The organism is Nostoc sp. (genome assembly GCF_036918015.1).
Lineage (GTDB): Bacteria > Cyanobacteriota > Cyanobacteriia > Cyanobacteriales > Nostocaceae > Nostoc.
This window is the reverse complement of sequence record NZ_JBALEO010000049.1, coordinates 1-20528: the sequence shown is the minus strand read 5'-3', so window position 1 is coordinate 20528 and position 20528 is coordinate 1. Positions and strand designations below refer to the sequence as shown.

Genomic DNA, 20528 nt, shown 5'->3' with positions numbered 1-20528 from the left:
TTTATTCTCTACCTAGTTTAATTAGAATAGCATCTAATGATTTTATGATTTTAAGTATCTAAATGTCCGTTAATTTTGCTGTTGAAGCCGTAGACTTGACGACTACCAACTAGGGGAACTAATGTAACTTCTTTTTCATCCCCTGGTTCAAAGCGAACTGCTGTTCCTGCGGGAATATCAAGGCGCATTCCTCGCGCTTGTTCTCTGTCAAAATTTAAGGCGGTGTTAACTTCATAAAAGTGATAATGGGAACCGATTTGTATGGGGCGATCGCCTGTATTTGACACTTGTAATTTGATAGTTGGACGACCAACATTTAGTTCAATTTCACCTTCTGGTGTAATAATTTCCCCTGGGATCATAATAAATTCAAAATTAAAAAATTAACGAATTGGATTATGTACTGTCACTAACTTTGTGCCATCAGGAAAAGTTGCTTCAACCTGTACATCATGCACCATTTCAGGTATTCCTTCCATGACATCATCCCGCGTCAATAGAGTTGTACCATAACTCATTAATTCAGCTACAGTTTGCCCATCTCTTGCCCCTTCTAAAATGGCAGCAGAAATATAAGCGATCGCTTCAGGATAATTCAGTTTTAAACCCCTTCCTTTACGTCTTTCTGCTAATAAAGCAGCCGTAAAAATTAATAGCTTATCTTTTTCCTGCGGCGTAAGTTGCATTCTTATCTTCCTCTTGGCGTTCTTGGCGTCTTGGCGGTTCGTTCAAATCTGCCAAACTCTTGGTATACAATTACCACGATTCAAAAAAGAAACTCGCAGCAACTGCCAAACATCAATAAACCAGTTTCTCACCTCAGATGTAGAAGCACCGCGATATCGACACAATAATCCATGTTGTAACCTGCTAACACCCGCTTTTCCTTCCCCATGCCATAAATTACGCGTTTTTTCGACAATTTCTGCTGAAACTGCACCACCAACCCAAACTAGACTACCTACGATTGGTTTTCCAGCCAAGCCGTGGGGACTGTGGAAAATGTCTTCGCTACCGGGTAAGTATTGGCGATCAATCCATAAAGGAATACCTTCTTGCCAAATTTCTGTGTGCGATCGCCATTCTCCTTGTAAGAATTTTTCTCCTCTAGCACTGCGACCAAATCGGGTAATTTCCCAGCCTAACCAACTGCCCCCGGTTGCTAATTCTACCCGTAAATCTTGCCGATAAATCGCGTCGTTAAATAAAATTGTCTCTTGCGGCAACCATTCTAAACAAGCACCAGTATCAACCTGCATCTGGATGTTTTGTCTAGCTTGTAAGCCATTGCTGCGGTATATCTTGCTTGCAGCAGCTGTAGTGATTAAGGCTTGGGTTTGGGGTTGGAGGTGGATATTAGAGGATAAGCGATCGCCTCCCACCATTCCCCCAGCCGTGTGTAAAATTACGCTATGACAAATTTCCCCTTCTGGGTAAAATGGGCGTTGTACCTTCAGGGGCGCTTGTTGGTGATTGTGAATTAATTGGGTTTTACCCTGGCGATCGGCATAGACTAAATTAAGTTTGCCATGCCAACCTTCTGCTATTTGTGAATTGCAGGTCATTTATAAATTCAAGATTAAAGTTCAGATACCTTATATTTATTTAATATATTCTCTGCTACTTTACCTGCAATTTATCATAATTTTTTAGCCAAGATTACATAATCATCTAATGCATAGTTTGACTGATGCTTCTGACCAAAATACTGTTGCAGTATTGGACTCATATACAGTTTTTTTGGTAATTTGTCTTGAGCAAACTTAGCAAATTCAGCACCGGGCAAAGATGTTCTTGAACTTGTTGAGGTTAGATACCTATACCAGACTAACTCTAATCCCAGTTCTGCTAGAAATTTATCCACTACATTTTTTTCTTGCTCTTGGTTTTCAACTTGGTGAACATCGTAAATTTTGAATAATTTTTTATTTTGCACAATTAGCAGAATATAACCTGAATTTTTTAAGCTAGTGGCAAATATTTGCTTGTAAGTATTATTAGCTTCAACCCTCTTCGCTTTATCTATAAAGAAGCAGTGGGAAATTACGATAAAGTCGAAAAAATCTTTGGGTAGATTATTCGATTGAGTTTTCCAAGTAAAAATATCAGTAGTAACAAAGCGGAAGAAAGCATTTACTGGGGTTAGACGCGATTCTATATATCGTCGCCAAAACTGAAGCCCACGAAACTGGAATGCATCTTGTTTTTCTAAAGAGTAGTAGGATATATGCATTTGTGGGATATGAAAAAAACCGCTACTACTTTGGAGAAATAAAGCTAAACCATAAGCAACTGTTCCTGGCCCTGCTGCAATATCAAGGATATTAACCTTACTTGGTAATAAAGCATCCTGGTAAATGAGAAACCAAGCTAAATATATGCAATATACATTGTCTAAAAAATACTTCATAAAGTAGACATGAGGAGTTAGACTAAAACGGTAGTCTGGGTCTTGTCCAATTTTTAAGTTATTAATATCCTCAAGAGCATCTTCTAGCTTAATAAATAATTGTTTTTCAGGAATCTTACTAAATTCTTCTTTTAGATATTCAACTAGTTTTGATTCAAAATCATCAAATATACGTTCATCAATACCAGTAGGTTGCAGTTTATATTCATCGTGCTGTATTAAATTAAAAACTTTATATATATATTTAACAAATTCCTCATCTGGGATTAATATAAAATCATCTTTATGCTGAGAGGCTTCTGTTAATTGTTTACTTAAAGTTTCTGTTCGTCGTTTGGATTCTTGGGAATAGCGTTCAAGTTGAAGTTTATCCCTAAATAGTTTTTCTAACCATGAGAATCTTGCACCTGATTTTTGAATTTCTTGCAATAATTGCGTTGAACGTCGGATATCCCCGCGTCTCAAAGATAATTTAAACTGCTGACTTCGCCACCAATTTCTGATAGGATTATTCATAACCAAATCCCTCTTTACCTTCCATAATTTCTACACTTGGAAGCCGAGAAACTAACTTTTCCTTAAAATTCATATAGCTTAATTTCTCATCGTCATACCACCAAGCGTATTTTTGCTTAATTTCTTCAGCTTCTTGGCGAGTTGATGCGATGAGAGAACGACTCTGGCTAGCATGAAAAGTTTGAATTATAACCCTATCGGCGATGGCTAGTTTGTCAATAAAAGCAGCTTCATCAGTTGGGAAAGTAGGAAGTAGAGGGGTGATAGTGATAGATATTTTAGGAACAAAACCTTTGAAATAATCAATACTTTGTTTAATTTTAGTTATAGCATTTAGTCTGGCTTTAATACTGGGCGATCGCGGTTCAAAATCTTTCCTCACTAATTCACTCCCAGTGGGAATACTCATATTAATTCGCAATCGCTGAAATCGTTGTAAATAATCAATATCTCTAACAATAATTGGGCTACGAGTTTGAATTACTAATGTTGGACGATAATCAACCATGACTTCTAACAAACTACGAGTAAGTTGATGTTTAGACTCTAGTGGTTGATAAGGATCTGTAACGCTACTCATGTAAATTCTAGGAGGCTGATGAGGATTTTTTTTATCCCATTTATCTAACTCTTTAGCTAAAATTTCAGCAGCATTTTCCTTATAAATTACCCATTTACCCCAATCTTGGCGCATTTGCGAATTAGGGCTAAACGCCGCAGCATAGCAATAACTACAACCATATTGACAACCCCTATAAGGATTCAGAGTAAAATCATAAGCAGCAATAAAACCAGTAGCTTTTGTTAAGAGGGATTTAGCATTTTGGGCATAAACATTGGCATCTCCAAATTTTTCTTTGACTAACTTGGTAGGAATGCATTCGCAATAACCTTCATATTTTGGTTGTGCCATGTGAATCCTGATATTTATTGAGAGTGAATTAACGCACCCTACTTCTTATGATTCCCATTTTTATTTTTAAATTACTTCCCCAAGGTGTACGCTAGTGCGATAGACCATATAGACAAAACCACTCTCATCACGAAAGCGCTGATATAGTTCTTGAAATCTATCAATAAGCTGTTCGTATGCCAAGCCTTCACACGGCAAATAAGAAACACTCATTGCTCGTCCAATAAGTCCTGTTAAATCTAACTGTTGTCTATAAGTAAAATTATATTCACGGATGTTAATAAAATGGGGAGTTACTAACAGTGGCTCTACCGACTGCATTCGAGATTCTGCCGGGTGATTATTAGATGCTTCGCGGACTATTCGGCTATATTCTGTAGTTAAGGCATCTTCTCGATCGCGGTTATTCCACACCACAGCCAAGCGTGCTGATGGTTTTAAAATGCGGTGGAATTCCAATAAAGTTGGTTCGGGATTGAACCAGTGGAAAGCTTGAAAACAAGTAACTAAATCAACTGAATTATCAGGTAGTTGGGTAAATTCTGCTGTTCCATTACGAAACTCTATCAAAGGATGTGATTCAGCAGCTTCTCGCATCGCTGCATTTGGTTCTATGGCTATGACATTAACTCTGCGTTCAGCTAAAAGTCTTGAAGAAATTCCTGTACCTGCGCCAATATCTGCTGCTACTAGTTGTGAATTTTCACCTAATCCTTCCAAGATAATATCAATTGCATCTGCGGGGTAGCTTGGTCGATATTTTACATAACCCTCTGCTCTGTCAGAAAATCGGTTGAGTGGGTTTAAGGTATGTAAGGGGGTTGTTTCAGGATTAATTTGGCTCATGGGTTTTTATGTAAAAGTGGAAGTGCGATCGCTTTTCTGAAGTACAGCGATACAATAAAATTTGTTTTTATACCGCGCCTCTACGATCCATTTCAAAGCCATATACATAGATATCAGCAACCTTATAGCGTTTCTCTTTTTCGCGCCATTCAATAATGCCAATCTCACTTAAAAAAGAAGCAAATTCTTCAAAATCTGCTATATCATGTGCTGACTCTTGCCATACTGTTTGTAATTGTTCTTTAGATAAGAAGGCTAATTTTCCCTTAAGAGAATCAAAAAATTTAGTCAAATCAGGGTATTCCTCTTTAATTTCTTCACACCGCTTTTCTGATGCTTTTTTCAAACCAAATTCTAAGGATTTTCCTTGAAGTAGACGGTCTGTACGAAATTTGCTTGATGATTGCCCCTTATAGCTTAGTTCTTGTTCTTTTGCTCCTTTCAGTAATATACTTAAACTCCGAGGAAAAGTAGTGCTACTTGAGTCTGTTAATCGTTCATAAACCCATCGAGATACATTTTTAGCTCTATTTCCACCTCGGCGACGACTTCCCCATAGTAATTCTAAGGCTTTATCAATCGCCTCTTCAGTAGCTTGATCAATACTTTCAAAAGCGACAGGAGAAATACGGTCAACCAAATTCTTGAAATCTTCAGATTGTATTGCTTGACGAAGTGCTAATCGTAAAAAATCAATCCTAGTCCACTGTAAGATAATATCCCGTCCAGTAAAATGGCTTTTATTGTCAAAACTTAAACGATTCCATATATCTTCTCTTAAAAATATTTTAAATCTAATTTCTGTTAATCTGTTAGCATCACAAGATTGCACTAATTGAAATAGACCAGTGAGTGCTTGCTGTCTTACTCCTCCTACTTGAGGAAAATCTTCATCTAAATCATCGTAAAGAAACCACAGTTTTTGAGAATTATTTTTGGCTTCTTCATTAAGAAGAATATCTATGGCATCTTTGACTATGAGCCGTAGTTCAGAGTTAGTAGATAATAATAGCAAGGCTTGAGTGCATTCAGACTGCCATCTTTCTGTAGGTAAATTATTAATAATTTTTTTCAATTCACTAAACTTTGCACCTTTCTTACCTTTAGGAAAATTAAATAAATTTTCCTGGTAACATCTAAGCAGTAAATAAGCTCTCCAGAAAGCTTCCCATGTGCCACTATTTTGCTGCAAATTTTGATGGATGATTTGGAATTCATCACGAGTTGGGCGACTTTCTTGGAATCTACCATGTGCTGACAAAAATACAGTATTATCTAAGCGTCCATGAGCTAGTTTTTGAGCAACACTTTTGTGTTTGAGAAAAAGCCAATAAAGTGCAGTTTTTCCTGTGCCTTTTCGCCCTCTAATTAGGCAGGTTGTATCGTCTAAAAATCTTTCAAAATCAGTAGTACGCTGAAATAGGAGATTCAAATCTTGTCTTGGATCAGCAGCATTTACTTCAGGAAATTGCAGACTTTCAATAATATTCCACCGATGATCTATTGTATTTAAAACATTGCTACGTTTGAGTTCATCAGTTTTTTCATCAATTAAGTTAGCAATTTTTGTGTAGTAATCTTGCATACCTTGTACAGGATAGCTATCAGCTAAAGCGATTGGCAAAAGATAAGGGACTACTAAAAGTTTTTCTATTGGAGTTTGAGAATTATCTAAATCTGGCTCATCTTCATCTGTTTCATAGTTTTCATTTGTTCCCGTATTTAATCTGTTCAGCAATGAGTACCAAATTTGTTTTACTTTTGACAAACCAATCTCAGTAACATCAGGAACAGGAGAAAAAACAAAATTAATTGATAAATTTTTTAGACCTTGCAGTGATTGGATTAGCAGTTCTATTCCTTGTTTATTTTGTTCGTTAGGAAAAAGAAATATAATTGCTTCATCAGCAGCCTGAATTAATGATAAAGCTCCCCATTGATTGATTCCAGTTCTCGAATCAATTAAAAGAATATCTGGTTTTAATTGTTCGTAAATTTCACGCTTGAAAACAGACCAAAGACTTTGATCTCCATCAATAACAGTAGTGGCATGAAGATCATCAACCTTGGATATATAATCAAGATTAAGACAACCAGCAGGAACAACAAATAATCTTCCTGTGGCGTTAGAGATTTTAACTTCACCAAATATTTCAGCAATTGAAATACTTGGTTCTAATCCTTCTGGTAAGTAGGAACGCTCATAAAAATAGTCAACTATTCCATACTTTGGTTGTGGTTTAAGGTTGAATGCTGTACTCAAGCCAGGTGCTTCTAAATCCAAATCCACAGCTACGACTTTAAGACCACGCATTGCCAAAATTGAGGCAACATGGGTTAATGCAGTAGTTCGACCTACTCCTCCTTTAAAGGAATAAAAGGTTACGGTTCTGGGTAAACTGGGTTCAATCTGGGGAAGTTGAGGTTGATTTTGCGGATTTGCTGCTTGAATTGCTAAATCTTGCCAAGTTTGTACTAAAGCTGTATTAAAAGCCTGCGGTGCTGAAAGATTTAGTGAATCTGCTTCTTGAGGCGTATACAAGGAAATAAACCCAGGAGATAAATGAGGAACTTGTGATTTAAGTAAATTAAAACTTTGTTCTTTCCTCTGAGGAATAGATAAATTAATAAAGCGATCGCTTACAATAGTCAAATTCAATAAACCTGATGTAGAAATATTTAAATCAACCCATTCTTGTGAATTATGCACATATTGGTTTGCAATTTCCTGCTTTAGCAAAACCTGCCAATTTTCTTGCATTTGACCACCTCTTTAAAGTTGAGTAGCTTGCTTTTGTAACCACCTCTTGAGATTCTGATAAGCTTTTAACCAGCGTTTGTAACTTTCATCATCAGGCTCAAGGCCACAATAACGCATATCTATAAAATTTTGGCTATTAGGATTTTCCACTTCATTAAGCCATTTTCGCACTTCAGGAAAATGAACAATTCTAGATTTAAGTCGATTGTGCCGATTTAATGCTTCTATGTAACTATGTCCCGGATTAGTAATAGTATGCCCAGGATTAGTAGAATCTGTCTTCCATTCCTGAGTTGCACCGTTTGGTAAGGTAGCAAAAATCATTGCTTTTAATAAACACTCAATGGTTACACCTCCAAAGTGCATAGCGGCTACTCTTCTTTCCGATTCTTTTCTACATAATATTTCAGTATCACAGTGACGCTGCATAAAAGCGGCTTGGTAATCTTCCATTTCGTTATTTTCTCGTTTGAAACACCTGAATCTTGACACAAAAAAAGCCACCTCCATAAAGGAAGCAGCTGTTTTACAAATTATGTAACTACAAAGTATTAGTAATCGAAATCTCCGCCGCCAGCACCAGCGCCAGCAGGGGCGCCATCCTTAGGCTCAGGCTTGTCAACTATAATACATTCGGTTGTCAACACCATGCCAGCGATAGAAGCAGCGTTTTGCAGAGCAGAACGAGTCACTTTCGCAGGGTCAACAATACCAGCCTCTAACAAATCGACGAATTCGTTTGTCGCAGCGTTGTAGCCAACGTTGAATTCTTTCTCTTTCACGCGTTCAGCGATTACAGCACCATTTTGACCGGCGTTTTCAGCAATCCGCTTCAGAGGTGCAGGTAAGGCACGAACAACAATCAACGCACCAATCAACTCTTCATCCTTAAGATTGCTCTTTGCCCAAACTTCCAATTCAGGAGCAAGGTGAGCCAGAGTTGTACCACCACCAGGAACAATACCTTCTTCCACAGCAGCTTTGGTAGCGTTGATAGCGTCTTCTAGGCGCAATTTCTTGTCTTTCATTTCGGTTTCGGTTGCTGCACCAACTTTCACTACAGCAACACCACCAGAGAGTTTAGCAAGACGCTCTTGTAATTTCTCTTTGTCGTAAGAAGATTCGGTTTCATCGATTTGACGACGAATCTGTTCTACACGAGCTTTAACAGCAGCTTCGTTACCTTCGGCAACAATTGTGGTGCTGTCCTTGGTAATGGTGATCCGGCGAGCTTTACCCAGGCTATCCAGCTTGGTGTTATCTAGCTTCAGACCAGCATCTTCGGTAATTAGTTGACCACCAGTTAAAACAGCGATGTCTTCTAGTAGTGCTTTGCGGCGATCGCCAAAGCCAGGAGCCTTAACAGCAGCCACGTTGAGTACACCGCGCAAACGGTTTACTACCAAGGTTGCCAAAGCTTCTTTTTCAATATCTTCGGCGATAATCACCAAAGGACGACCAGCACGAGCTACTTGCTCTAATACTGGTACTAGGTCTTGTACCAAAGCGATTTTCTTATCGGTCAGCAGGATGAAAGGCTCATCAAAAACTGCTTCCATCCGCTCAGGGTCAGTAGCGAAATAAGGAGAGATGTAGCCTTTGTCAAAGCGCATCCCTTCAGTGATTTCCAACTCGGTGAACATAGATTTCCCTTCTTCTAGGGAAATTACGCCTTCCTTGCCCACCTTGTCCATTGCTTGGGCAATCATCTGACCAACTTCTTCGTCATTACCAGCCGAGATCGCACCAACTTGGGCAATGGCTTTGGAATCTTCCACTGGACGGGCGTGTTCTTTGATTTTTTCTACCAAAAAGGCAGTAGCTTTATCAATACCACGCTTTAGGGAAATTGCGTTAGCGCCAGCTGCAACGTTCCGCAAGCCTTCTTTGACGATCGCATGAGCTAAAACGGTAGCAGTTGTGGTGCCATCGCCCGCAGCATCATTGGTCTTAGAAGCAGCTTGACGAATCAAAGCTACACCAGTGTTTTCAATATGGTCTTCTAATTCGATTTCTTTAGCGATCGTTACACCGTCATTGACGATTTGCGGTGCGCCAAATTTCTTTTCTAGAACTACGTTACGACCTTTGGGGCCAAGGGTAACAGCTACAGCCTCAGCCAGGATGTCAATGCCTCGTTCCAAGGCGCGACGGGCGTTTTCGTTGTAGATAATGCGCTTTGCCATATTAATTGTCCTTTGTCATTTGTCTTTTGTCTTTCGTCATTCGTCATTCGTCCTTTGTCATTGGCTAATGACTAATACTTCGACTGCGCTCAGTACAAGTGACCAATGACTAATGACCACTAGATAACAACTGCTAAAATATCTTTTTCAGAAAGCAGTACATATTCTTCAGTGCCGAGCTTGATGTCAGTACCAGCGTACTTAGAGTACAGCACCTTATCGCCGACTTTAATTTCCAATTCTTGACGGTTTCCATCGTCATTACGCTTGCCAGGGCCAAGGGCCACTACTTCCCCTACTTGGGGTTTTTCCTTGGCGGTATCGGGCAAATACAGACCACCTGCGGTCTTTTCCTCAGAGGCGCTCACTTTTACGAAAACGCGATCGCCTAAAGGTTTAACTGTAGAAACGCTTAGAGATAAAGCTGCCATAATTATTTTCTCCAGTTTAGCACTCTCAACTCCTGAGTGCTAATTTACCGAAAAGTGGCGTCCAATGGCAAGAATGCCTTGAGTACGGGTTCCCGAACTAGAGGGTCATAGATGTACTTAAGTATAAATGCTTAATTATTTCTACTTTGCGGGTTTTGTTCCGTAAGTTACGAAGAGAGTAGGGAGTAGGGAGGTATGAGAATTCTTCTCCACTCCCCAGTCAACTTTATTTGCAAAGTTTGCAAATTGTTATAGAACTGTAATTAGGGAGCCACTCGATAAGTAACAATACAGTGAGAGCAAGCCAGTCCAGCCATCAAATCCCCAAAACTACTAAGTCTCTGGAACATAAGACCCTGAGTAATTGTGTAGAAAGCTTAGGACTTGCAAAACAGCAATACATTTTTATTTGCGCTGACCAGGCAATTGCTGCCCAAAAGGAGCTAGTCTGGAATTCTGGGATTACTTAAAAAAGCGACTTAAAGATTTAAAACTCAATGAGCCGCACTAAAGTTATTCTATTTGCGTCTATCAAAACTAAAGGCAATTGCTTGCGTGTTTCAAGTTCTAGATCGATAATGGTGGTTTACCCTGATGGTGTCTGGTATCGCCAAGCAAACCCGGAAGTTACCCTGCGGATCATCCGAGAACACTGAATAGGCAATAAGGTGGTAGAAGAATATGCGTTTTCAATCCATCTTTTGCCAGAAACTTCCCTAGTTTCTTGTGAACACCTCATAGAGGCTTAACAACTAAAGGATATGGTATAGCAGTAAGCTTTAAGAAAGTGCGGGTTGGTTTTGAGGTAGGGTCATCTTTAAGCCAATACTTACTTGTGAGTCCGAAAGATTATTATTTAATCAGTGTTTTTTACCCCGCCCCTTTCAAAGCGATATATAATAGCGCATTATAGATACTACTGCTATACGTATCCTTGCTGGACTTTTGCTATCGAGCTACTAGTCTATTGAAAGTGCTCGGCATTTTTGAGACTTCGAGACAGCAAAGGCAAGTTAAGTAGGAAAAAGGACAACATCTCGAATAACCCACCATAGAGGATAAATATTCAAGACTTTGATGGACCGAAGCGCGACAAGTGCCACTGCTATGAAAGAGCCCAGCATGAAAGATCACAAACGACTTCTATTGATTGATGATGACCCTAACCTCATCTTGCTGGTGAAGGATTACTTAGAATTCCGGGGATATGAAGTCATCACCGCTGAAAATGGACGTGAAGCTCTGGAAATTTTAGAGCAAGATGTTCCAGACATGATCATCTGCGATGTGATGATGCCGGAAATGGACGGATATACTTTTGTGGAACAAGTCCGGCAAAACGAACGCACCAGCTGGATTCCGGTTCTTTTCCTTTCAGCTAAGGGACAAAGTGCAGACCGAGTTAAGGGTCTGAATAAAGGTGCTGATGTTTATATGGTCAAACCCTTTGAACCAGAAGAACTCGTAGCGCAAGTTGAATCCTCGCTGAAACAAACTATCCGTTGGAAAGAACACCAAGCAAAAGGAGGCGAAAACGGTTCCCGTATCCAGGTTCCCTTCGATGTCCAGTTAACCCCAACTGAACTGAAAGTAGTTCAGTTTGTTGCTAGGGGTTTAGCTAACCGTGAAATTGCTGAAGAACTAAATGTTAGTCAGCGCACAGTTGAAAGCCATGTGTCCAATATGTTGGGCAAAACCAATCTCCACAACCGCACTGAACTAGCGCGGTGGGCGATTGAAAATCAAATGGCTTAAACAAAGTTAAGAGTTAAAAGTTAGGAGTTATGAATTTTTTAACTCCTAACTCCTAACTTCTAACTAATATTTACCAACCATCTTCTTCAGGGCTGGATTGGTGCAAAACTTCTAAATCCAGTTCATCCAGGTAAGTTAGGGCGCTTTCAATCTGAGAAACAGTACCTCGCAGTTCCAGATCGAAGCAGCTATATTGTGGCACGTTTATGCTTACCTGAGCATCAGCAATAATGACTATAACTCCATAGTGAGAAACCAGTCTTGAAATGACTGGTTCCTCATGCAAGTCTTTAGGAATGCGAACCTGGATACGAGTTTGGGTGCGTCTATTATCTAAAATATCAGTATTAAATTTTACTTGTTTATTTGGAATTGCCATTGTAGCTTCCTATTCGACTTCTTAGATAAGGGTTTAGCTTTGCACGATTTCTTTTAACACTAGCGTCACTCATCCCATGTACGCAAGCGGTAGCAAATGATTCATAATTAATCATGAAGATTAGATGATATTAATTATGGATTCCGATAAACAAGTGCGATCGCATGTAAGTGGATTATAAATTTATTTACTTATAAGTTAATCTTTGTTGAAAGATAAATAAATGTCTTGGAGAAGAATCTTCGGTGAAGTCTTGACTCAAGTGGTGCTTTTATGATTAACAGGTAATGCTATTGGAATTTCGATTGTAAATTCTGTTCCATAAGCAAGTTCAGACTTTAGCCGAATATTGCCCTGATGTTTATCAATAATTTGATGGCTAATTGCTAAACCTAGTCCCGTTCCTTTGTTGATAGGTTTAGTTGTAAAGAAAGGATCAAATATCTTGCTTTGAATCTCCGCATCTATTCCATCACCGTTATCTCTGAATGTAATTATCACTGTTTCTAATTCAGTTACTTCAGTTTGAATCACAATTTGCTTTTGGATCTGATTATCTAGTTCTAGTAAAGCATCAATGCCATTACTAAGAATATTCATGAATACTTGGTTTAGTTGTGCTGGATAACATTGAACTGGTGGGAGATTCCCATATTTTTTAATAATTTCAATTTTTGGGTGTAGTCGATGATTTAAAAGTAATAAAGTACTTTCAATACCTTCATGAATATTAACAGCTTTTTTCTCTGACTGATCGAGTCTAGAAAAGTTTTTTAGGGACAGCACGATGTCACGAATCCGATCAGTTCCTATCCTCATGGATGAAAGAATTTTTGGTAAATCATCGATGATGAAATCAATATTAAAATCACCAAATTTCTCTTCAAATAAAGAATACGAATCTGGATGTTCTTGTTGATATAGTTGGATTAAATTTAAAAGACAGTTTACATGGTTATTAAGATGATTAAAATTGCCGTGAATAAAATTAACAGGATTATTAATTTCGTGGGCTAAACCTGCGACCATCCGACCCAAGCTAGACATTTTCTCTGTCTGAATCAATTGAACTTGGGTAGTTTGTAATTCCCGTAAGGTATTTTCTAACTGTTGTGCTTGAAGTTGGGCAGTAGCAGTTGCAGTAGTGAGTGCTTTGAGGTTATTGTATGCCTTGGAATGATAACGGATACGGGCAATTAACTCAACTGCATCGGGTAACTTAATTAGGTAGTCATTTGCACCCTCGGCAAAAGAGTCGGCTTTTAACTTTGCTTCTTCTTTACTAGATAGCATGACGATAGGAATATCACGAGTTACTGGATGAGATCGAAACCAACGCAGTAACATTAATCCATCGATATCTGGCATGATCATATCCAAAAAGATCACCGTTGGTTCTATGGCGATCGCATCTTGAATAGCTTTAGCTGGATTACTTGTGTAGTGAAGGGAAATATCTGTTTCTGTCGCAACCATCCGACGGAAGGCTTCGCTGATAATTACCTGATCGTCAATTAGTAGAAGTCTTACTGTCAATATTTTGGCATCTAGAATAAATGGCACAGCTTGCGGGGTTTCTGGTTCACTCCACTTCGGTGATAATTTTTCTGTCTTTTGAGATATTTGTAAGAGTGCTGTTTCTTGCGGGTTCATTTAGCACCTCTAAATGGGTCTTTGTTTTCACGACTACAAACTAATAAGTTAAATGTACTAATTTGCAATTGTCGCAATTATATCTCAGTAATTCAGGATTTTGAAATACTTCGTAAAGGTGTTTTAAGCATTTGCTTTAAGGCATATATTTTAATAAAGGTATAATAAAATACTATTTAATTAAGTATTATGCCGTAAATTTGATGCAGGCTGATGCGATCGCCTCAACTGGCAAAACCTCCACGGCAGCTTTTAATTCCACTGCTACTTTCGGCATACCATAAACAACGCAAGTTTTGCAGTCTTGAGCAATAGTATGCCAACCTGCTTCGCGCAATTGTTTTAAGCCTTGAGCGCCATCTCCACCCATCCCCGTCAGCAACGCCCCAACCCCCTTTCCAGTCCAATTTTTAGCCACACTGTTGAAGAAAACATCAACTGATGGACAATAGGAACAATGTAGTGGTTCTTTGTCATAGCCAAGGGTGAGGTCGGGACGCATCACCAAATGAAGATTTGTGCCAGCAAGCAGAATACCAGGCTGTGGTGTAGAACCTGCGATCGCTAGTTGCACACGCATAGGAATTTGCTCGTTCAACCAGGCGGCAAAACCTTGGACAAATTGGGCATCTATATGCTGAACAACTATTACAGCCGCAGGAAAGTCTTGGGGAAATTGGGAGAGAATACTTGTCAATGCTTGGGGGCCACCAGTGGAAGCCCCGATCACGATTAGGGGTGGAAGTGATTTTGAGTTATGGACAGGTGGCGATCGCCGATATGAAGATTTGCCAATTAAGCGGGCGATCGTAGCAATTTTATTTAGTAGCCCATCATCGCCTAAGATTGGCGTATTGATGGCATCCAAGGCTCCATAGCCCATTGCTTCAAAAACCTTGGCTGCATAGCGATTAACGCTAGCTGTCACCATCACAATCGCGCAGGGAGATTGCCTCATGATATGCCGTGTAGCTTCTACTCCATCCATGCTGGGCATCAGCACATCCATCAAAATCAAGTCAGGAGTATCAGCCGCACACTTACTCACAGCTTCCGCACCATCGTAGGCAACCCACGCCAGCTTGTAACCTGGTATTTTTACCACAATACGCCGTAGTGCCTCTACAGCCATAAACATATCGTTAGCGATCGCAATTCTCACAGGCTATACAATTTTGGATTTTGGATTGTCACAGGTTTATTTCTAAATTTAAAGTTGACACAATAAATAGTTAAGGCAAGAGACGCGATAAATCGTCGTCTCTACAAAAGATTTATTCCAAAATCTAAAATCTAAAATTGGTTTATGCCTCTCCAATTAAATCAATCACCGCCTTTAACAGAGTGTCATCATGAAAGCTGCTCTTAGTTAAGTAGTAGTCTGCACCTGCTTCTAACCCTTGCAGTCGGTCTTCTTCCCGGTCTTTGTAAGAAACGATAATCACAGGTATTTGCTTCAATTTGGCATGAGTTTTTATCTGGCTGGTGAGTTCAAAGCCGTTCATCCGGGGCATATCAATATCTGTCACCACCAAGTCATAATCGCCACTGCGGATTGCATTCCAACCATCAATACCATTAACCGCCACTTCAGCTTTGTAACCATTGTTTTCCAAAAGTTTGCGCTCCATTTCGCGCACAGTGATCGAATCATCTACTACTAACACTCGCTTGTAGGTTTTGGTAACTGCCTGATGAGCAGACTGATTTACCTGAGAAAGTTGTCCGCTGGAAAATACCTTCGCAATGGAACGGACTAAATCTTCGACATCGACAATCAACACTGGCGAACCATCATCCATGAGGGCGGCGGCGCTAATGTTTGGGACTTTACCAAGGCGGGGATCTAAAGGTCGGACAACCAAATTGCACTCACCGAGAAACCGATCTACAACTAATCCATAACGATTGAGGCGATCGCTAATCACAATCACTGATAGCGATTCTATATTCACCGCAGGCGAGGCTAACTCTAAAACTTGACTTGCTAAAATCAACTCCACAGGTTGATTATTTATGACGAAAAATGGGCGATTTTCCGATACAGCAATCTTAGACTTCGATAATATTAACACCTCTTCAATGCGTGTCAGTCCAAAAGCATAAGGTTCGCCAGCAATTTCCACCAACAGGGTGCGAATCACAGATAGCGTCAATGGTAACTGTAAGTGAAAGGTCATACCCCTTCCCAACACAGAAACCGCCCGCAGCGTGCCGCCAACTTCCCGCACTGTGCTATGGGCAATATCCAGCCCTACACCTCTACCCGAAATTTCAGTTACAGTTTGGGTTGTGGAGAAACCAGGCAAAAACAGGAATTCCATCAACTCAACTTCGGTAAGTTGGGCTGCCATTTCCGGGTTTGTCAGTTGTTTGCTGATGACTGCTTGGCGCAAAAACTCGATATCGATTCCCCGCCCATCATCTGCAACGGTGATAAACAGCATTCCGGCGCGATGGGTAACTTCAATCCGAATAATTCCTTCTTCTGACTTTCCTGCTGCTAGACGTTCCTGGGGCAATTCAATGCCATGATCGATCGCATTCCGCAGGATATGAGTCAACGGAGCTTCCAGACGTTCTAGAATATCTCGATCTACCAAAGTAGACTTACCAACGATTTCCAGTTTCACCCGTTTACCCAATTGTCTCGCTAAGTCGCGCACCATTCGCGGAAATCCCTGTCCCCCATCTGCAAAGGAACACATTCGAGTAGCAATAACTTCTTGATAGAGGCGATGGGCGAGGTTAGCAGAACGCTGAGAAAATTGTTCTAGTTCGTTTTGGCGATCGCTCATCATCTGGTAACATTCGTTAGCTTTTTGATGAGTTGCACTCAAGGTTTCCTTAATTTGCCGATCCAGATGATAGTTGCCTAATAAATCTTGTAACTTCTCCAGCAGGTTGGACAATTCCCCCTGATTCTTTCTCAGCTTCAGCAAAGAGTTAGCAAATGGTTCTAACAAGTTCGCCTCAACTAAAGACTCTCCTGCTAAACCCATCAAGCGATTCAGATTTTCAGTACTCATTCGCACCGCCCGATTTTGGGTGATGCCCAGTTCTTCTAATGGGGATGGGGAAATAAGGGTTGTCTGTTGGTTGTTTTCTAACTGCGCTGTTGTTATTAGGGGATGAATTTCTGTAGAGGTTGCCTCTGGAGTTAGGATATTAGCGATCGCACTCACCAATGATTGAATGCCGATATTTTCTAACATCTGCAAATTTGGGTTAGCTGTAAACGTTTCAGCTATACGCAGGAGCATATCTACCCCTTGCAGCAATACATCAATGCGATCGGCAGTTAAAGTAACTTTTCCCTCTTGAGCCGCCACAAAGCAGTCTTCCATGACGTGGGCAAGGTTGACAACCGGATCGATTTGGACAATTCGCGCAGCGCCTTTGATGCAATGGGCTGCCCGCATTAAAGCTGCCAGTTCTGGTTGGGGATTGGGCTTAGTTTCCAGTGCCAACAGGCAATTATTCAATACCACAACTTGGGCTTTTACTTCCATGTTGAATAAATCCACCAAGGAAAGATTGCTGACATCAAATTCTTCTAACATCACAGCACCTTCCTAGCTAAGGTGGTGAATAACAATTCATCATCTAAATAACTGACACTGTGCGATCGCTCCATTGGTGAAACGCCAGGTTGCCAGTGAAATAATCCTTTTGTATAAGTTTGAGTCAGACTCTTGGGCGGATCTTGTAACTCATCCCGCTGAAATCGGTGTACTCCATAAAGTTCATCTACACCAAACACCCAAGTTTTATCTGCATTTTCCAGCACCACCATGCGTGAATACACCACTGGACTCAGCGATTGTACTGCTGTATCGGCAGTTTCGAGATTCAACAAATCACTTAAAGAGATACACAATCGCAATTCGCCTCGGATACTTACCAATCCCCGCAAAATTTGGTTGCTGCGATGCGGTATGGTATGAACCACACTGGGAGGAGAAATTTCTTTGAAGATTTGGGCAGAAAGTGCCAGCCATTCTCGTTGCAGACGAAAAATCACAACCGTCATTTGAGTTGTGCGTAAAGTATGGGATATCTGGGAATTTTCATCGGCTCTAGATTTAGCGAGTAACTCAGTCCACTGATGGCGATAATTTTCAGGTATGGAGCGCTCTAGCAAATAGCGTCCAGCAGTGGAGTAAACGGGGCAATTGCGGCAATGGGTATAGCTGGCTAATTGGGGACAGGAGCGATCGCCCTCAATGCCGATAAAATTCCAACAACGTTCAATATTTAATGGCGTAGCGGGGTTCATAAGGGCTGCTCAAGAGAATTGGGGAATCAGAGGTACAGCGTTTTCTGCTTCCACCTGAAAGCGGGCAATCTCTTGACGCAATCCCTGCGCCACTTGGTTAAGTTGGGCTATGGCATGATTAATTTCCCGCAAAGAATCCGTACTTTGCACAGAGGTACTGCTCAACTGCACCATCGTTTCACTAATTTGTTGCGCTCCCACAGATTGGGTTTCCATACCCTGGTTGACAAACTCAAATCGCGGATTCAGGTCTTGCACTTGCTGGATAATTTGCCCAACCTGTGTACTAATACTGGCAACATCTTCTATATTCCGCCCTACTTCTGCGGCAAACTTGTCCATCTCCATCACACCTGTAGAGACTGACGATTGCATCTGCTTCACCATCTGCTCAATATCGAGGGTAGCAACGGCGGTTTGATCTGCTAATCGGCGAATTTCTCTAGCAACGACAGCAAAGCCCAAGCCATACTCTCCAGCTTTTTCAGCTTCGATCGCCGCATTTAACGACAGCAGATTCGTTTGGTCTGCCACCTTGGTAATTGTGACAACAATAGTATTAATGTTGTTTGCCTTTTCGCTAATTACTCCCAGTCGGGCAGCGATCGCATTAGTGGCTTCTGCTAACTGCCGCATAGTGGTTTCCATCCGCACTATATCTTTTTGACTATCATTCGCTGCTGTAGTTGTGATTTGGGAAATGGTTGCAACTTGTTCCATTGCACTTACTAATTCCCTAGAGGTAGCGGAAATTTCTTTGGTAGCGGCAGCTACCTCATTAGTAGAAGCTACTTGCTCAATGAGCGTCCCTTCTAATTGTTTACCTGAAGCTGCTATTTGAGTCGCTGAGGAAGTAACTTGTATGCCTGAATGCTGTACCTGACGAATCAGAGTGTTCAGATTCTGAGTCATAGTTTGGAAAGCTGTTAAGAGTCTATTCATTTCATCTTTGCTATTAGAGTCAGCCGCAATTTTAGTTGTTAAGTTTCCCAGAGAAATTTGCTCTGCAACTCTAATAACACTAAAAATCTGAGAAGTAATTTGTCGAGAGATTACAAACCCAAGAGTAATCGCTGTTATGGGGCCAATGGCAATTCCTACAGAAATCCAGAAAATACTGCGACCCACATTCTGTTCGACTTCTTTTTGTGTATCTGATATGAAATTTTCATTGATATTTACAACTTTTTTTGCTTGTAATATAGTTGTTTTAAATAATGTTTCTTCCTGTTTTTTCATCTCAAAATCAATTTGATTGCGTAAGTCTAATCTCTTTTGAATATTAGCTGGAATAGTTTCTGGTTGTCCTTGCAGAATTAATTCAAGCTGTTTTTTCCAAGGATTCTTAATTCCATCTTGATTTATTTTTTGTTCCACTTTTAATAATTTTTCATGGACTTTTTCCCAAGCTCCCAAGTTTTCTTTAAGTAAGTTATACTCTTTTAATTCTTCTTCAGTGGATGGAGTTGCGTCGTACTGTGCAATACCTTCGTTAATCTGTTTCCAAGCGTTCTGGATTTCAGTGATTACACTCTCTCTTTCACTAACAGTAATTTCAGGATTAAATAATAATCGTTGTGCGGATTGAATTTGTGTCTGGCCTTCTTTAATCTTCCATACCCCAGACAAGCTGGGGATGTCATTCGAGGTTAGTGAGTTAATTGACTGATTTAACTCGTTGGTAACGAACCATGCCAGCAAGGCCATTACGAATACAATCAGTCCTATGAATAAAAATGAACCGATCAACCGTGTTTGCAAGGTGATGTTCTTGAACATTGGATATCCTATTGTTCCTCTGCTGCTGTAAAACGCGTTCATCTCTTAAAATTCCCAAATCATAAACAAGATGAACAGTTTGTATTTTTATTTTTAAACAAATTATTAAGTAGGTAGCCTTAGTTCAGAGACTAGCTTTTTCTTCTAATGTGAAAGTGTTGAGTGCTGAGTAAGAAGTTTGAGTATCTGAGGTGGATGAACGGAGTTCGAAGGTGGATGAACGGAGTTCTGAGGTGGATGAACGGAGTTCAAAGGTGGATGAACGGAGTTCAAAGGTGGATGAACGGAGTTCAAAGGTGGATGAACGGAGTTCTGAGGTGGATGAACGGAGTTCTGAGGTGGATGAACGGAGTTCAAAGGTGGATGAACGGAGTTCAAAGGTGGATGAACGGAGTTCAAAGGTGGATGAACGGAGTTCTGAGGTGGATGAACGGAGTTCTGAGGTGGATGAACGGAGTTCAAAGGTGGATGAACGGAGTTCAAAGGTGGATGAACGGAGTTCAAAGGTGGATGAATCCAGTTCAAAGGTGGATGAACGGAGTTCAAAGGTGGATGAACGGAGTTCAAAGGTGGATGAACGGAGTTCAAAGGTGGATGAATCCAGTTCAAAGGTGGATGAA

General features: G+C 40.4%; 19 protein-coding genes. 3 read left to right on the top strand and 16 right to left on the bottom strand.

Annotated elements, in window-relative coordinates; genetic code table 11:
- Positions 1-50 precede the first annotated feature (50 nt).
- The 10 genes from V7K61_RS11830 to groES all read right to left on the bottom strand — a co-directional run bounded on the left by V7K61_RS11830 (position 51) and on the right by groES (position 10063).
- Complete coding sequence (locus V7K61_RS11830; protein WP_335053501.1) at positions 51-362, bottom strand: urease subunit beta; 312 nt, start codon at positions 360-362, stop codon at positions 51-53.
- Between the two features lie 21 nt (positions 363-383).
- Positions 384-686 (bottom strand): urease subunit gamma, encoded by a 303-nt coding sequence (ureA, locus tag V7K61_RS11825; RefSeq protein ID WP_012407584.1) that lies wholly within the window; start codon positions 684-686, stop codon positions 384-386.
- A 42-nt stretch (positions 687-728) separates the two neighbouring features.
- Positions 729-1565: an urease accessory protein UreD gene (locus V7K61_RS11820; protein ID WP_335053500.1), complete on the bottom strand. Its 837-nt coding sequence runs from the start codon at positions 1563-1565 to the stop codon at positions 729-731.
- Positions 1566-1639: 74 nt separating this feature from the next.
- Positions 1640-2926, bottom strand: a complete 1287-nt coding sequence (locus tag V7K61_RS11815) for a photosystem II assembly protein (RefSeq protein WP_335053499.1) — start codon at positions 2924-2926, stop codon at positions 1640-1642.
- A complete protein-coding gene (locus V7K61_RS11810) occupies positions 2919-3839 on the bottom strand; it encodes an SPL family radical SAM protein (protein ID WP_335053498.1) in 921 nt (306 codons plus the stop codon). Before V7K61_RS11810 ends, V7K61_RS11815 begins: the two co-directional genes overlap by 8 nt.
- A gap of 66 nt (positions 3840-3905) precedes the next feature.
- Entirely contained in the window at positions 3906-4685 is a 780-nt protein-coding gene (locus V7K61_RS11805; protein ID WP_335053497.1) for a class I SAM-dependent methyltransferase, read from the bottom strand.
- A 67-nt stretch (positions 4686-4752) separates the two neighbouring features.
- Positions 4753-7446, bottom strand: a complete 2694-nt coding sequence (locus tag V7K61_RS11800) for a MinD/ParA family ATP-binding protein (protein ID WP_335053496.1) — start codon at positions 7444-7446, stop codon at positions 4753-4755.
- Positions 7447-7458: 12 nt separating this feature from the next.
- A complete protein-coding gene (locus V7K61_RS11795; protein ID WP_335053495.1) occupies positions 7459-7899 on the bottom strand; it encodes a hypothetical protein in 441 nt (146 codons plus the stop codon).
- A 98-nt stretch (positions 7900-7997) separates the two neighbouring features.
- Positions 7998-9632 carry a chaperonin GroEL gene (gene groL / locus V7K61_RS11790; RefSeq protein WP_094348597.1) on the bottom strand — a complete coding sequence of 545 codons (1635 nt, stop codon included), beginning with the start codon at positions 9630-9632 and terminating at the stop codon, positions 7998-8000.
- Positions 9633-9751: 119 nt separating this feature from the next.
- Positions 9752-10063, bottom strand: coding sequence for a co-chaperone GroES (gene groES / locus V7K61_RS11785; protein ID WP_094348596.1), 312 nt, complete (start codon positions 10061-10063; stop codon positions 9752-9754).
- 497 nt (positions 10064-10560) lie between these two features.
- Here groES and V7K61_RS11780 point away from each other — a divergent pair, with 497 nt between their 5' ends.
- Together V7K61_RS11780 and V7K61_RS11775 are read left to right on the top strand one after the other, a co-directional pair.
- Complete coding sequence (locus V7K61_RS11780) at positions 10561-10719, top strand: hypothetical protein (protein ID WP_335053494.1); 159 nt, start codon at positions 10561-10563, stop codon at positions 10717-10719.
- A gap of 421 nt (positions 10720-11140) precedes the next feature.
- Entirely contained in the window at positions 11141-11818 is a 678-nt protein-coding gene (locus V7K61_RS11775) for a response regulator transcription factor (RefSeq protein ID WP_012407592.1), read from the top strand.
- A gap of 70 nt (positions 11819-11888) precedes the next feature.
- Here V7K61_RS11775 and V7K61_RS11770 read toward each other — a convergent pair whose 3' ends face one another.
- From V7K61_RS11770 to V7K61_RS11745, 6 genes are all read right to left on the bottom strand, one after another.
- Positions 11889-12197 (bottom strand): NIL domain-containing protein, encoded by a 309-nt coding sequence (locus tag V7K61_RS11770; protein ID WP_335053493.1) that lies wholly within the window; start codon positions 12195-12197, stop codon positions 11889-11891.
- Positions 12198-12455: 258 nt separating this feature from the next.
- The gene (locus tag V7K61_RS11765; protein WP_335053492.1) at positions 12456-13850 is read right to left on the bottom strand and encodes a hybrid sensor histidine kinase/response regulator; all 1395 of its coding nucleotides are present in this window, start codon (positions 13848-13850) and stop codon (positions 12456-12458) included.
- A 187-nt stretch (positions 13851-14037) separates the two neighbouring features.
- Positions 14038-15012 (bottom strand): chemotaxis response regulator protein-glutamate methylesterase, encoded by a 975-nt coding sequence (locus V7K61_RS11760; protein ID WP_335053491.1) that lies wholly within the window; start codon positions 15010-15012, stop codon positions 14038-14040.
- A gap of 142 nt (positions 15013-15154) precedes the next feature.
- Complete coding sequence (locus V7K61_RS11755; protein ID WP_335053490.1) at positions 15155-17413, bottom strand: hybrid sensor histidine kinase/response regulator; 2259 nt, start codon at positions 17411-17413, stop codon at positions 15155-15157.
- Complete coding sequence (locus tag V7K61_RS11750; protein ID WP_335053489.1) at positions 17413-18129, bottom strand: chemotaxis protein CheW; 717 nt, start codon at positions 18127-18129, stop codon at positions 17413-17415. Before V7K61_RS11750 ends, V7K61_RS11755 begins: the two co-directional genes overlap by 1 nt.
- A gap of 9 nt (positions 18130-18138) precedes the next feature.
- Positions 18139-19908, bottom strand: coding sequence for a HAMP domain-containing methyl-accepting chemotaxis protein (locus V7K61_RS11745; RefSeq protein WP_335053488.1), 1770 nt, complete (start codon positions 19906-19908; stop codon positions 18139-18141).
- Positions 19909-20099: 191 nt separating this feature from the next.
- Here V7K61_RS11745 and V7K61_RS11740 point away from each other — a divergent pair.
- Positions 20100-20528: hypothetical protein (locus V7K61_RS11740; protein WP_335053487.1), on the top strand; the 429-nt coding region annotated here is incomplete at its 3' end.

Bases quoted from the DNA above. Each gene is read 5' to 3' on its own strand.
- V7K61_RS11745 (WP_335053488.1), bottom strand. From the start codon at position 19,908: ATGTTCAAGAACATCACCTTGCAAACACGGTTGATCGGTTCATTTTTA.
- groES (WP_094348596.1), bottom strand. From the start codon at position 10,063: ATGGCAGCTTTATCTCTAAGCGTTTCTACAGTTAAACCTTTAGGCGAT.
- V7K61_RS11775 (WP_012407592.1), top strand. From the start codon at position 11,141: ATGGACCGAAGCGCGACAAGTGCCACTGCTATGAAAGAGCCCAGCATG.
- V7K61_RS11755 (WP_335053490.1), bottom strand. From the start codon at position 17,413: ATGTTAGAAGAATTTGATGTCAGCAATCTTTCCTTGGTGGATTTATTC.
- V7K61_RS11795 (WP_335053495.1), bottom strand. From the start codon at position 7,899: ATGGAAGATTACCAAGCCGCTTTTATGCAGCGTCACTGTGATACTGAA.
- V7K61_RS11780 (WP_335053494.1), top strand. From the start codon at position 10,561: ATGAGCCGCACTAAAGTTATTCTATTTGCGTCTATCAAAACTAAAGGC.
- V7K61_RS11810 (WP_335053498.1), bottom strand. From the start codon at position 3,839: ATGGCACAACCAAAATATGAAGGTTATTGCGAATGCATTCCTACCAAG.
- V7K61_RS11830 (WP_335053501.1), bottom strand. From the start codon at position 362: ATGATCCCAGGGGAAATTATTACACCAGAAGGTGAAATTGAACTAAAT.
- ureA (WP_012407584.1), bottom strand. From the start codon at position 686: ATGCAACTTACGCCGCAGGAAAAAGATAAGCTATTAATTTTTACGGCT.
- groL (WP_094348597.1), bottom strand. From the start codon at position 9,632: ATGGCAAAGCGCATTATCTACAACGAAAACGCCCGTCGCGCCTTGGAA.
- V7K61_RS11765 (WP_335053492.1), bottom strand. From the start codon at position 13,850: ATGAACCCGCAAGAAACAGCACTCTTACAAATATCTCAAAAGACAGAA.
- V7K61_RS11815 (WP_335053499.1), bottom strand. From the start codon at position 2,926: ATGAATAATCCTATCAGAAATTGGTGGCGAAGTCAGCAGTTTAAATTA.
- V7K61_RS11750 (WP_335053489.1), bottom strand. From the start codon at position 18,129: ATGAACCCCGCTACGCCATTAAATATTGAACGTTGTTGGAATTTTATC.
- V7K61_RS11805 (WP_335053497.1), bottom strand. From the start codon at position 4,685: ATGAGCCAAATTAATCCTGAAACAACCCCCTTACATACCTTAAACCCA.
- V7K61_RS11770 (WP_335053493.1), bottom strand. From the start codon at position 12,197: ATGGCAATTCCAAATAAACAAGTAAAATTTAATACTGATATTTTAGAT.
- V7K61_RS11800 (WP_335053496.1), bottom strand. From the start codon at position 7,446: ATGCAAGAAAATTGGCAGGTTTTGCTAAAGCAGGAAATTGCAAACCAA.
- V7K61_RS11820 (WP_335053500.1), bottom strand. From the start codon at position 1,565: ATGACCTGCAATTCACAAATAGCAGAAGGTTGGCATGGCAAACTTAAT.